This window comes from Cohnella laeviribosi DSM 21336 (assembly GCF_000378425.1).
In the GTDB taxonomy this organism is placed as follows: Bacteria; Bacillota; Bacilli; order Paenibacillales; family Paenibacillaceae; genus Cohnella; species Cohnella laeviribosi.
The window spans coordinates 40,174-52,971 of record NZ_KB899813.1 but is presented as its reverse complement, the minus strand read 5'-3'; the positions used below and the strand labels follow the sequence as shown (position 1 = coordinate 52,971).

Below are 12,798 nucleotides of genomic sequence, written 5' to 3'. Positions count from 1 at the left end.
ACCGGCCTATGCCGATCTTTCAAACGGGGTCAGTATAATTCTTCCGAAGGAAGGATTCCGAGCGCTTTCGCTTTTCGTATGACCTCCACCCGCGAGCTGACATGGAACTTCTGGAACAGCTCCGTTAAGCTGTATTCCAGGGACCGCTGGCTGATCATGAGCGTTTTGGATATTTCCTTGTTGCTTTTGCCTTTCGCCAGTTCGCGGAGCAGTTTGTCTTCTTCGCTCGTGATCGTCGTCTTTTCGTTTTCCGTCGCCCCTGTCACGACAATTTCCTGACGCCGCAGCTGTTTGAGCAGCTGCATCGGAATGACGGCCGCTCTGCTCGCCGCGAAACGAATGGTTTGGATCAGTTGCTCACGGGTGGAGGTTTTGGCAATAAAGCCCGATACGCCCGATTCCATCAGCAAATTAAAATGCGGCGCGATTTCAAACCCGGAGTAAATCAGGATGACGGCGTCCGGCACATATTCGAGCACCTTGCGCGACAAATCGGCGCCGTTGATATGCGGCATGTACAAATCAAAAAGCATGACGTCAAAATGCTTCAGACGCACCAAGTCGGGCACGAGAAAGACATCCGTCTCAATCGTTACGTTCATGTCCGGCTCGGATTCAATCAGCATTTTGGTTCCTTCTACGACCGATCGATGATCGTCAACCAGCAGTATTTCCATGTCAATCCCCTTTGCGTTCCATATTTTTAGGAATGGAGAGGTTTACGTGAAACCCTTGGCCCGGAGACGAGTTAAACTGGACTTCCCCGCCCAAACTGAGCACTCTCTTTTCAATGCCCGTAATGCCCATATGCTGGAACGAGCTTTCAAAGGATGCCAAATCGATCCCTACCCCGTCGTCCGAATAGGAAAAATAGACGCCGCGGTTATCGCTTGTCAAAGCCATGCGCACTTTGGCCGCCGCCGAGTGTTTCGACGCATTGTTGAGCAGCTCCTGAACGATGCGGTACACCCCGAGAATTTCCTCCTCATTCAGGAGACAGTCGAAGGGTTCCGCGGCAAATTCGATCTCATAGTTGGCAAACATTCTCGTATACGTAAAAAGACTCTTTAACGACTCGACCAGCCCCATATTCAGAAGAAAAGGAGGGCGCAGTTCGTTGCAGGTAATCCGAATCTGGTGAATCGCATCCAGAAGCCCCTCTTCGATCCGGATCAATTCCTTGCGGATTTCCTCGGAAAAAGGCTTCGACGATCTGAGCGACTCCAGCTTGCGGTACCAGATGATCAGATCCTGCAGCACGGAATCGTGCAAGTCGCTGGAAAGCGAGAACCTTTCTTTCTCCGATAATTGGAACAGCAGCCTGAGCATCCATTTCGGCGTTTCATTTTGGTTCACCATGTCCTCCAGCCGCTTCATGAGATCCTCAATCAATTGAAGATTGTCATAGAGGATGGTGACGTAATGAACCGCCGTTTCCAGCCATTCTTCCTCGATCTTCAGCATGGCGCGATCCATGTTGATCCGCAAATAGACCGGATGCTGCTTTTCGCCGATCTTGACCCGCGTTACTTGGGGGCTCGTCACGGCAGGCTCCTGTCCCCTCGGCACTTCCTCGATGGATGCGTTTGTTACTTGAAGGACTTCCTTAACCTCGCGAATCAAACGCTGCTCCAAATCCGATACCTTCATGACGTTCGTAAGGTCGTTCGAGAAGCGGTTTAAGCTTTGCTGGAGAAATTTGTACCTCTCTTCCCTTTGGATGAGTTCCCTTTCTTCTCTTTTGCGGTCGGTAATATCTTTCACGATACCGTGAACGCCGATCAGCTTCCCGGAAAGAAGAATCGGAACGAAGGTGATGTTGACGATTTTCTCGCCAAGCTTTCCCTTTTGAATGCGGCATTCAATATCCCTGGGCTCCTGGTGCTGCATCACCTGGAAAAGAACTTCATAAACCGGCGCATGATCCTCGTCAAACACCAATCCCATAAAGCAGCGATCGGTCAGCTTGCTTAATTCAATGCCGGTGATCGTCTCGAAAGCCCGGTTGGCATTGACAAAATATAAGTTCAGATCGATGGAAAAAACGCCGTCCAGATTGTTCTCGAACAGAGACTTGTACCTTTGCTCGCTCTCCTCCAAGGCCAACTCCGAACGCTTCTTCTCGGTTATATCCAAGAAAATGCCGTCTATCCGCTCGATAGCGCCCTTATTGTCCATAATGGGCTGGGCGATCAGCCGGACCCATCTGCTTTCCTCGCGATCGTCGATCAGCCGAAACGACTTGACCGCCGGCAGCCCCCGCCTCAGCTTATGTTCAATCTCCTCCGCCAGAGCGGCCCGGTCGTCCGGACGAACGCGATCCAGCAAGCGGTAGGGATTGGCCTCTGCAACAGGCTTAGGCACGCCGAACATTTTTTCGATGCTTTCCGAACAGAGCGTCAAACGGGCAAAGTCCTTGTCCGAAGACCACACGGCAGCGTTCACATTATCCAAAATATTTTGCAGCAGCTTCTCGGTCTTCTTCCGTTCGGTGACATCCCTTGCGACCGCCACTACATACTGCACCGCCCCGTTGCCGTACAGAACGGGCATGACCCGAGCCTCGATGTGGACGGTATCGCCTCGAGCGTGAACGATCCGGTACTCCAAATCCACCGGCAGCTTGGACCGAACGACCTCCGCATGCAAGAAGCGTACGCGGTCGGCATCGTCCGGATGGATAACGTCGAAGGCATCCATGCCTTCATAGTCTTCGACGTTGTATCCCGAAATCGTTTTGATGGATGGGGAGACATAGCGAACAATGGCCTCGTTGTCGACCAGCACAATCGTATCCGAGGTGTTCTCCGCGGCAATTTTGTATCTTTCTTCACTCTTGCTAATCGGGGGACCCTCTGTATATTGCGCCGCGCATTCTTTCAAAACGACCGAATAAGCCGCCGTTTCCTTGTCTTCGTTCGGAATAGGGACGGGGCAACAACGCGCGTAAACCGGTGTGCCGTCCTTGCGGTAGAGGCAGACCGCTGTATCCTCTCCGCCGGGTAACGTGAACCTGGTTGGCTCCTGATTCAGTTCGTCGGCGGTATAGCCAAAAAGACGTTGAAATGCATCGTTAACCCACACGATGCGACGATCGAGATCGAGAATATAGATGGGGTCCGGCATGTGTTGAAGGAATTGCCCGGCGCTTCGGATCAGGTCGCCATTGTTCATCGGTTCGTCATGATCTCCTTCTATGAGAATAATGGGAACGTTCAAAAATCGCTAAGACCATTATAAATGAATGCAAAGGGGAGAATCGCGCAAAAAAATTGCGGGCGACCGCAAAGATGCGGCCTGCCCGCAGCAGCGTTGCGCCCAGCACGGCCGCCATCAGGTTGATCGTTTCCTGCGAGCCGTCGGGTCCTTGCGAGAACTTGCCGACATAAGACATGAGACCGAACGTATCCTCGTCCAGGTTATGGCGGGTGCGGTCCCACCAGCCTACCGGCAAGTATTCTCCCTGCTTCGTAAAGTCGAATACGAACCGGTTCGGCACGATGCTTCTCTCCTCCGGTCCGATAAATGAAAAGCACCCGCCGTTGCCGGCGGCAGAGCCTCCGATGGCGGCAGGTGCTTTTACGGTAAACCATTCGGCTTATTCGTTTATTTGATAATTTCCTGGAACTTTTTGATGGTGTTGTCGACCGCTTTCTTAACGTCTACGCCATTTTCGATCGGCTGGGTCAAATGCTCCCAGATGGTGCCGTCGATTTCGGCTTGCTTCGGCTGGTTGTTGAAGCCGCGAGCCACTTCGGACGCTTTGCGGATCGTTTCGACGGCATATTCTTTTTCCGGTCGGCTCGTCTTGATCAGGTCGAAACCGGATTTCGTAGGCGCTACGACTTTCCACTGATGGATTGCGTTCGTCATGTCCACAAGCGCTTTTGCCGCGACGGCAGGGTTTTTGGTCGTACTGGACATGGCGGTAACGCCGATCCAGCTGAACGTGACTTGCTTCGTGCCTTTCGGAGGAACGACCATGCCGACTTTGAACTTCACCGTTTTCTCGAAATCGTCGCCTGCGCCGCCGATGAACATGGCGACTTTACCGGTTTTGAACATGTCGCCGTTGCCCATGGAGTCGGCTTGCGCGCGATCGGGCGCGATGCCGGACTTGACGATCTTCTGGTACATTTCCAGACCCTGGATCGATTCGGGAGAATTCAGCACGATGTTGCCGTCCTTGTCGAACACGTCTCCGCCGTACGACCAAGTGTACATCGCGGTCGGAATGTTGTTGATCAGGGCGCCCCATTCTCCGTCTTTCGTCAGCTTCTGGCCCGCGGCAATGAAGTCGTCCCAAGTCCAATCGTTGGTCGGAAGCTCCACGCCCGCCTTTTCAAACATGTCTTGGTTGTAGTACAGCATGTAAGGCTGGGAAATCCAGGGAAGCGCATACGTTTGGTTGTTGAACTTGCCTACGTCAAGCGCGCCAGGGAAGTAGTCGTCCGCATGGAAGCTGCTGATGCCGGACAGATACTCGTCAAGCGGAGCGAGCGCGCCCAGGCTGGCATATTGCGGGACGTATTCCTGAGACAGCCACATGAAGTCGGGAGCTTGTTTGCCCGCGATCATCGTTTGCAGCTTCTGATAATAGTCCGCCGGGATGCTTTGCACTTGGAGCTCATAGTCGGTCGCTTTCTCATTCAGCTTCGCGACCAGCGCCTCGAATTCCCTCAGTTCGTCCGCGCCCGCCCAGGTCGCGACTTTCAGCTTCACTTTCCCGGCCGGCTGCGAGGATTCCGCGGGCTTATCCGGGCTGCCGGACGCCCCGTTTCCGTTGTTCCCGCCGCCTCCGCAAGCGGACAGCACGACCATGAACGCCAGCACCAAAGAGAGAAGCAATCCAGCTTTTCCACTTCTTTTTGTTTTCACGTCAGAGTTCCCCTTTTTGTTATTTTGAAATGGATTCCAGCCATGAAGCTGAAATCAGTCTCATTCCTTATCCTTTGATTCCGCTCAGCTTGACGCCTTCGACGAAATGTCTCTGCGCCAGAAAGAAGACGATCAGAACCGGCAGCAGCGCCAAAATCGACCCCGCCATCAGCGGCCCCCACTCGACCTTCATGATGCCTTTGAACATCGACAAGCCCAGCGTCAGCGTGAATTTGTCTTCATCGTTCAAATAGATGAGCGGTCCGAGCAGATCGTTCCAGCTTCCCTGGAAGGAGAAGATCGCGATCGTAATCAACGCGGGAACGGACAGCGGCAGGAAAATCCGCCAGAAAATCGTGAAGCTGTTCGCTCCGTCGATCGTCGCGGACTCTTCCAGCTCCTTCGGAATCGAGAGGAAAAACTGCCGAAGCAGGAAAATAAACACGGGCGCGCCTCCGAAAAAGCCGGGCACGACCAGCGGCAGGATGGAATTCACCCATCCGATCTCGCTGAACCCGATAAACACGGGAATCATCGTCACTTCTCCCGGCAGCATAATGGTGGAGAGCACCAGAAGAAACCAGATGTTTTTCCCCGGAAAGTGGAATCGTGCGAAGCCGTACGCCACGAAGGCGGACACGAACACGTCGGATAGCAGGTGAAAGAACGTAATGACCGCCGTATTCTTGAACAGGACAAAAAAGTTGATCTCGGTAACGGCCCGCGAATAGTTCTCCCAATGGAAGCCGTCCGGCCAAAAACGGGGAGGAATTTCGAAGATCAGATCCCCGGACTTCAGCGAGGTGGAAATCATCCACAGCAGCGGAAACAAGGTGCTAAGGGAGAAGAGCCCCAGCAAGACGTACAGCATCGCGGTGCGCGCGATTCTTCTCTGTTTTTTTCCCATCGCATAGGAGGTCATCGGATCACCTTCCTTTCCGCGCCCGCGGTTTGACTTCGCTTTCGTAATAAACCCAGGCGGACGACGACTTAAAGGCCAACAGCGTTAGGATGAGAATGATGACGAACAGAATCCATGCCATGGCGGTTGCATAGCCCATTTTGAAATACTTGAACGCGTTTTCGTACAAATAAATCATGTAAAACCGGCCTTCGTTCCCGGCTCCTCCGATGATGTAGGCGTCGCCAAACTTGCGCATCGCGCCGACGATCCCCATGATCAGATTGTAGAAAATGACCGGCGACAGCATCGGGAGCGTAATGTGCCTGAATTTCCGGAACCCGTTCGCGCCGTCGATTTCCGCCGCTTCGTACAGGTGTTTCGGAATGTCCTGCAGGCCGGCCAGATAGGTCAGCATTCCGCCGCCCGCTCCCCAAATGACGATCATCAAGTAGGAGGGCATGACAAAGGCCGGATCGGTCAGCCATCCGATCGGCGGAATGCCGAGTTTGGACAGCAGCAGGTTGATCAGGCCGAAATCTTTGTCGAGAATCCATTTCCACAGCAGCGAGATGGAGACGCCGGATACGACGGCAGGCAAATACAGCGCAGTTCGAAAAAAGTAAACGCCCTTCACTTTGGTGTTGACCAGGATCGCGATCAGCATCGAGGTTGCGATTCCAAGCGGCACCGAGATGGCGGCAAATTTGACGGTGACCCACAGGGCTTTGATGAAGTCCTCGTCCTTAAAGAGAGCCGCGTAATTGTCCAAGCCGACGAATTTCGGCTTGTTGAACGTATCCCATTCGGTCAGGCCGACGTAGAAGGCAAACACGAGCGGTGCGATCGTAAACACGAAAAAGCCGATAATCCAAGGGGAAATAAACAGATAACCCTCATATTTTTTGAACCGCACGTTCTCACCCCCTCGTCTATGTATTCCTTGAAGCGCCTGGAGCATCGCACAGCGATCCAAAACTTGTTTGTAACCGCTTTATACCAATCATTTTAAGTTACTTTTATATTTTGTCAACTTTATTTTAAGGTTATTTTTGGATAAAAAACTTTATTGTAATGTTGTTTTGTAATTCTAAATCAAGGAATCCAATATTTCTTTCAAGCTCAGCTCCGCACAGGCCATCGACGTATCCGCGACGCCGTAATACATCCTGACCGTGTCGCCCTTGACGAGAGCGCCGCAGGAGAAGACGACATCCCCGAAAAAGCCCTTCTTCTCATAGGGCGCATCCGGCTCGAGCAGCGGGCTGGCCGAACGGGCGATCACCTTGGAAGGATCGTTCAAGTCGAGCAGCACGGCTCCCATGCAGTACCGGTGCTCCTTGGTGGCGCCGTGATACAGCTCGAGCCAGCCTTTGTCCGTCCGGATCGGAACCGCGCCTCCGCCGATTCGGCCGCTGTCCCACATTCCCTCGCGCAGTCCGAGCAGGTGCCGGTGGTTTCCCCATTGCAGCAGATTGTCGCTTTCGGCGATCCAGATTTCCGGATTGCCGACGCTCCTCGTCGTCGGACGGTGAAGGGCATAATATTTCCCGCCGATGCGCTCCGGGAAGATCAGCACGTCCTTGTTGTCCGGGCAGAAGATCATGCCATGGTGCTCGTACGTGACGAAATCGCGGGTGGAAATCATCGATTCGCCGATTCCGACGGGCGAAACGGCCGAGAAGTAGATGTAATAGACGTCGCCGATCCGCGTGACGCGCGGGTCCTCGATGCCGAACGTCTCCTGCGCGTTGGAAGGATAAATGAACGGCTTGTCGTCGATGGTAAAACGGCGTCCGTCCCGGCTTCTGGCAATGCGAATATAGGAGATCGACGTCAAATAGGCAAAGCTTGCGCCCTGCGTCCGATCCCGGACGACGCGGGGATCCGAGAAATCGTAGCGCTCGTCGTTTCGGTTCAGCTCCACCAGCTCCAGCGAGCCCGTCTCCGGCTTGAACACCGGAGCCAGCACGATGTCGGGGTCGCCGCTGACCGGCTGCTCGGCAACTCTTAGAAGAAGAAGCGTCTCCCCGTTGTACTCGGCAACGCCCGCGTTGAACGCCCCGATGACCTTGAAGCCTTCATGATACGGCTTCACGTCCGAAGGCGTAATGAGCGGATTTTCCTCGTAGCGATAAACGTTCACCTTTGCAACACCTTGCTTTTCTCATATTTAAGGAACGGATCCGGTATCGTAATGCGATGGGCTTCCGCATCGCTGATTCCGGCGTACAGCTCGGCCGTTCCGTCCTTGCGCCGCACAAGTCCTCCGCTGAAGACAACGTCGATCAGATCGTCCCGCTTGGCTTCGCCGGGCAGGAACCTGTTCCGGACGGCGATCAGCTCGATATCCGAAAATTCCCCCGTATACGGATCGATCGCAAACACCATCGGATAATAATGGCGGTCGCCGGCTTCGTCGAAGCAAGCGATGTGGCCGAGAACGCCGACCAGTCCGCCTTCGAGCAAATGCGGCTCGTTCGCGCCGCCCCACTCGGCGTCGATAAACTGGCCTTCCAGAAGCGGAGCCGCTTCGACCGCTTCGATCGTCAAATCCGCGAGCGACGCCAACCGGGCAAAACCGATCTTGCCCCGTCCGCCCTTCTCTCCCTGCGGCCTCGTGAACATGGCGATGCTGCCGTCGGGAAGCTCGATGATGCGAAGATCCTTCATTCCGTCCGGTCCGGTGAAGAACCGGGAAAGATCGCGAAGCTTCTCCCCTTTGTACATGACCGTTCTCCAGGCAAGCGCGCCGGATTTGGAAGGATGCGGATACACCTCCACGCCGCCGACCACGATTTCGCCTGCTACCCGGGTATAGAACGGGTCCTGGAGCGTCAGCACCGGCCATCCTTCCCGCGGCACCCACTTGCCGTCCCGCTCCACGAAGAACATGATGTGCGAATGCTCGCTGTCCCTGGATTCGACGCGCCCGGCGATCACAAGCTCGCCCTCGTCTTCGAACGGAGCGGTAATGTTGTAGACGTCGCGGTCCCCCACTCCCGCAAACTCCAGCTTCGCCGGATCGGTAACAACCTCGTTCTTGTCCAAATATTCGGCCAGCAGTCTTTTGCACGTCTTCACTTCATTCTTATTCAGTTTTGCCATTCCAGTTTCTCCTTCTGCGGCTCATCGTCTGCCCAAAACAAATAATTACAAAATAGATTTACAAACCTTTTTTTGTAACGTTACAATGTAGATTACATTGCTTTGTTTCAGGATTTTACGTCCATTATTAATGACAGCGTTTCAATTGTCAATGCACTTGGAAAAAATTCAATTCGCCTTGGAAAACAGTTTCTTTTTCGCGCTCGATACGCTATAATTTGTAACGTGACTGGTAATTTTTTTCCATCGGAACCGACAGTCCAACCGGAAAGGAACGGAAAGGCATGAAGCAGCGGAAAGTTACGATGCAGACGATCGCGGACGCTTTGAACATATCAAAGAACTCCGTGTCGCAGGCTTTGGCGGGGAAAGACGGGGTGAGCGAGGAAACAAGGCGGCTTGTCATCGAAACGGCGAAACGCCTCGGGTATGTCTACTCCGAATCCCGGAAGAAGAAGCAATCGAATCGAAGCGGCAATATCGGATTGATCGCCTCGGACTTCGCCTTCTCGCAGCGAAGCTTTTTCGGCGATATTTATTTGTCCATCGAGCAGGAATGCACCAAGCGCGGAATGGCCCTGCAAATTCAGTCTATCAATCCGGAAGCTAGGGACAAGCTCATGCTGCCGTCTTTTCTTCAGAACCAGACCGTCGACGGCGTGCTCATCCTCTCCCACATTAGCACGGATTATATCAATACCGTTTTGGCCACCGGCATTCCGGCTGTCCTCATCGATCACCACCATCCGCGCATTCATGCCGACTGCATTCTGACGAACAACCGTTTCGGCGGTTACGATGCGGTATCTTACTTGATCGGGCTGGGTCATCGCGAGATCGGCTTTTGGGGCAACATCTCCTTTTCGCCAAGCTACTACGAACGGCTGGAGGGGTACCTTTGGGCGATGAGCGAGGCCGGGCTGGACGTGAATCCGGAGTGGATCGTGAAGGATGCGATCGAGGAAGCGGCCGACGTAAGCGGCAAGCTTTCGCGCATGGCTTCGCAGCCGACCGCCTGGTTCTGCGTCAATGACGGGCTCGGATTTCTGATCATTTCGTCTTTGCAGCAAATGGGATATAAAATCCCCGAGGACGTTTCCGTGTGCAGCTTCGACAATGGGCAACTGTCCCGCATCAATACGCCGACCACGACCACGATTGCCGTGGATTTGGCCAAATTCGGCCAGAAAGCCATCGAACAGCTGCTGTGGAGAATGGAACACCGTTCGGAGCCCTATGTCGAGATTCTTCTCCCTACCACATTGATCGAACGGGAGTCGACGAAGAGCCCGTCCCGCTAATCCGGCCGCGCTCCATGTTGGCGAAGAAGCTCCGCGACATTATGGTTTCCTTGCTTGATTGCCAGAGCCAATGCCGTTTCTCCGCCTTCGGCCTTCGCATGGACATCGGCTCCATGCTCGATCAACAAGCGGATCAGCTCGACATTGTCGTCGTGAAATGCGGCCGTATGGAGACAAGTATGGCCATTGCTGTCGAAAATCGTGGTCTTCGCTTGGTGCGCCAGCAGCAGCCGGATGACCTCCATATTCCTCTCCCCCGCAATGGCGGCATGCAATGCCGTATTGGAAGGAATATACGAAAGGTTGGAGTGAGATACCGCATTGATCTCTGCGCCATGCTCCAGCAAGACCTGCACGGCATCCCGGTTTCCAAAATGCGCCGCATATCCCAAAGGGGTAAGCCCATCGCCGTTTTCCGCATTTGCCAGATGCGGATGCGATTGCAAAATCGCTTTGAGCCGTGAAGCATCGCCGGATTGAGCCGCTTGAAACATATCGTCTATGATTCGGGCTGATTCCATTCCTTTCTCCTCCTTGGTTCGAAGTCAGCTTAGCAGCACAGCAAGAATGACCAAAGGTTTAATCGTCTTGCCATTTTCTCCCCTCTATTTCCATTTTCATTCGGCGAATCTGTTGAAATTCCTTCCTGTAATAACAATTAAAGTTTGAAGAATCGCACAAATGGATGGAGCAATACCAAAATGACCCCTCTGCCCGAATGACTCTCAGGGCAAAGGGGTGGAAAAGGGGATTACAATTTAAACCGGTTGACCGTATCCATCATGCCTGCCGCGATTTCGCTCAGACTTTGCGCTGTGGACGCCACTTCCTGCGAAGAGGCGGTGAGCTGCTCGGTGGACGCGGCCACTTCTTCCGTAGTCGCCGAGTTCTCCTGCGTAACCGCGCTTACCTGCTCGACACGCTCCATGACAATATCCTTGGATTTCACGATTTCATCCATGGCGCTGTATGTCTTCTTCATCAGAGGAGCGATGTTTTCGATAGACGCCAAGATATCGCCAAAGGATCTTACCGTATTCTCGACGGACTTCGTCTGTTCCATCACGGACGCTTCCACGGTCTTCGATGTGCGGATGACTTCGTCCGTATCCTTATGGATCGATTCGACTACGGTCAGAATTTGATCGGCATTGCGCCTTGATTGTTCCGCAAGTTTGCGTACCTCGTCCGCTACAACCGCAAAGCCTCTGCCCGTTTCTCCCGCTCTGGCCGCCTCGATCGCCGCGTTCAACGCCAACAAATTCGTCTGATTCGCTATGTCGGAGATGATATCGGTGATGCCGCTGATTTCTTTCACGGAATGGGTCAGCATTTCCACTTTTCCGACGACAATCTCAAAGGCCTGCTTGATCTCATCGATGGATTTCACGAGACGATCCATCTCTTCTTTTCCGATATGCGCTTTATGCTCGGCCTCTTCCGTTTCATCCTTGACGCTTTGAAGCTCATGGTACACATGTTCGATGCTGCTCGTCAGCTGCGACAAAGCATCCGCAATGTGCGAGAGATCCTCAGCCTGGCTTGTCGCTCCTTCCGCAACGTGCTGCATGGTCGTAGCAAGTTCCTGATAGGATGCGGACATTTCCTCCGAGACGGCCGCCAAGCCCTGCGATTGAGCCGTGATCTCATGGGAATTTCCTTTTACCTCTGCGAGCGCCTTTTTCATATTGCCGATAACCGCGGCCAACGACTTGTTCATCTGAACAAACTCGTTTTTCCCTTCCGTCTCCAGGCCGACTGTAAAATCATATTCGGAAAGCCGGGAAAGAACATGATTGATCTGCGCCATCGATCTTCTCATCAGCCTCGTTAGCACGATCATGAGCAGGATATATAAAATGCCGGCTCCCAAGGCAAAACCGATAAATCGGCTTTTCGCCTTCCGATACGTGCCTTCCGTCTGATCGATCACTTTTTTGGCCGTCTCCGCCTGCAAGGCCACAAGTTTATCGATATTTTCTTGAGCCGCGTTAGCGTAACCGGGCAGCTTTTGTCTTTCCTCTTGGTCGATTGCAACCTTGGATTTTAGCTTGTCTATATATCGATCGGCTTGTTCCAGATATAGCCGGTAATTTTTGTCGACTTCATCGAATAGAGCCCTCTCGTTTGCGCTCATATGATATTTCCGGTATGTATCTAAGACGCTAACGATGGCGGATGTGTGGGTTTCGACCGTTTTTGCCGCATCTTCATTATATTGTTCAGAAAGAAGCAGGTTCGACATTTGGAGTCTTACGATATAGAATTCGGTTTCCAGGTGTTTAAGTTCCAGAGACTGCAGCATGTTATTCTTGTAAAGATCTTTCATGTCGCTGCGGAAAGCGGTCATGTTGTTTAAAGCCGAGATGGCGATATATCCGAAGGAGACCACCGTAAGGACCAGCATAAGTACGAGCAGGGAAGTCATCTTCACATTCTTTAAAACTTTTCGATATTTTCCGCTTTGCGCCGGATTCTTTTTTTCTCTAGCCGTCATGGTTTTTTTCATTTCAATCCCTCCACCCTATCAATGCTGACAATCATGATGAATGAGCTTTGGTAGAAAACGCCACATTTCGAATGGATCGATCATCGGCTTTTCGCGGTTTA

11 protein-coding genes are annotated in these 12,798 nt (G+C 53.0%); 1 reads left to right on the top strand and 10 read right to left on the bottom strand.

Features of this window, described 5'->3' with window-relative positions; genetic code table 11:
- Nucleotides 1-29: 29 nt before the first annotated feature.
- The 8 genes from F560_RS0105725 to F560_RS0105690 all read right to left on the bottom strand — a co-directional run bounded on the left by F560_RS0105725 (nucleotide 30) and on the right by F560_RS0105690 (nucleotide 8,887).
- Nucleotides 30-677: a response regulator transcription factor gene (locus F560_RS0105725; RefSeq protein WP_019004765.1), complete on the bottom strand. Its 648-nt coding sequence runs from the start codon at nucleotides 675-677 to the stop codon at nucleotides 30-32.
- A 1-nt stretch (nucleotide 678) separates the two neighbouring features.
- Complete coding sequence (locus F560_RS0105720; protein WP_019004764.1) at nucleotides 679-3,174, bottom strand: sensor histidine kinase; 2,496 nt, start codon at nucleotides 3,172-3,174, stop codon at nucleotides 679-681.
- 7 nt (nucleotides 3,175-3,181) lie between these two features.
- The gene (locus tag F560_RS0105715; protein WP_019004763.1) at nucleotides 3,182-3,499 is read right to left on the bottom strand and encodes a hypothetical protein; all 318 of its coding nucleotides are present in this window, start codon (nucleotides 3,497-3,499) and stop codon (nucleotides 3,182-3,184) included.
- Nucleotides 3,500-3,606: 107 nt separating this feature from the next.
- On the bottom strand, nucleotides 3,607-4,878 hold the full coding sequence (locus F560_RS22620) for an ABC transporter substrate-binding protein (protein ID WP_156828908.1): 1,272 nt from the start codon (nucleotides 4,876-4,878) through the stop codon (nucleotides 3,607-3,609).
- A 67-nt stretch (nucleotides 4,879-4,945) separates the two neighbouring features.
- Nucleotides 4,946-5,800: a carbohydrate ABC transporter permease gene (locus F560_RS0105705; protein WP_019004761.1), complete on the bottom strand. Its 855-nt coding sequence runs from the start codon at nucleotides 5,798-5,800 to the stop codon at nucleotides 4,946-4,948.
- Nucleotides 5,801-5,804: 4 nt separating this feature from the next.
- Complete coding sequence (locus tag F560_RS0105700) at nucleotides 5,805-6,695, bottom strand: carbohydrate ABC transporter permease (protein ID WP_019004760.1); 891 nt, start codon at nucleotides 6,693-6,695, stop codon at nucleotides 5,805-5,807.
- Nucleotides 6,696-6,869: 174 nt separating this feature from the next.
- Complete coding sequence (locus tag F560_RS0105695) at nucleotides 6,870-7,925, bottom strand: BtaManbiosPhlase (RefSeq protein WP_019004759.1); 1,056 nt, start codon at nucleotides 7,923-7,925, stop codon at nucleotides 6,870-6,872.
- Nucleotides 7,922-8,887 (bottom strand): MTP-1 family protein, encoded by a 966-nt coding sequence (locus F560_RS0105690; protein ID WP_019004758.1) that lies wholly within the window; start codon nucleotides 8,885-8,887, stop codon nucleotides 7,922-7,924. The genes F560_RS0105695 and F560_RS0105690 overlap by 4 nt, the downstream gene beginning before the upstream one ends.
- 284 nt (nucleotides 8,888-9,171) lie before the next feature.
- Here F560_RS0105690 and F560_RS0105685 point away from each other — a divergent pair, with 284 nt between their 5' ends.
- Complete coding sequence (locus F560_RS0105685; protein WP_019004757.1) at nucleotides 9,172-10,188, top strand: substrate-binding domain-containing protein; 1,017 nt, start codon at nucleotides 9,172-9,174, stop codon at nucleotides 10,186-10,188.
- Here the strand turns inward: F560_RS0105685 and F560_RS0105680 are convergent.
- The gene (locus tag F560_RS0105680; protein WP_019004756.1) at nucleotides 10,185-10,709 is read right to left on the bottom strand and encodes an ankyrin repeat domain-containing protein; all 525 of its coding nucleotides are present in this window, start codon (nucleotides 10,707-10,709) and stop codon (nucleotides 10,185-10,187) included. The two genes, F560_RS0105685 and F560_RS0105680, sit on opposite strands and share 4 nt — an antisense overlap.
- Before the next feature lie 230 nt (nucleotides 10,710-10,939).
- Complete coding sequence (locus F560_RS0105675; RefSeq protein WP_026298118.1) at nucleotides 10,940-12,685, bottom strand: methyl-accepting chemotaxis protein; 1,746 nt, start codon at nucleotides 12,683-12,685, stop codon at nucleotides 10,940-10,942.
- Between the last annotated feature and the right edge of the window lie 113 nt (nucleotides 12,686-12,798).

Bases quoted from the DNA above. Each gene is read 5' to 3' on its own strand.
- F560_RS0105690 (WP_019004758.1), bottom strand. From the start codon at position 8,887: ATGGCAAAACTGAATAAGAATGAAGTGAAGACGTGCAAAAGACTGCTG.
- F560_RS0105680 (WP_019004756.1), bottom strand. From the start codon at position 10,709: ATGGAATCAGCCCGAATCATAGACGATATGTTTCAAGCGGCTCAATCC.
- F560_RS0105675 (WP_026298118.1), bottom strand. From the start codon at position 12,685: ATGACGGCTAGAGAAAAAAAGAATCCGGCGCAAAGCGGAAAATATCGA.
- F560_RS0105685 (WP_019004757.1), top strand. From the start codon at position 9,172: ATGAAGCAGCGGAAAGTTACGATGCAGACGATCGCGGACGCTTTGAAC.
- F560_RS0105705 (WP_019004761.1), bottom strand. From the start codon at position 5,800: ATGACCTCCTATGCGATGGGAAAAAAACAGAGAAGAATCGCGCGCACC.
- F560_RS0105720 (WP_019004764.1), bottom strand. From the start codon at position 3,174: ATGAACAATGGCGACCTGATCCGAAGCGCCGGGCAATTCCTTCAACAC.
- F560_RS0105725 (WP_019004765.1), bottom strand. From the start codon at position 677: ATGGAAATACTGCTGGTTGACGATCATCGATCGGTCGTAGAAGGAACC.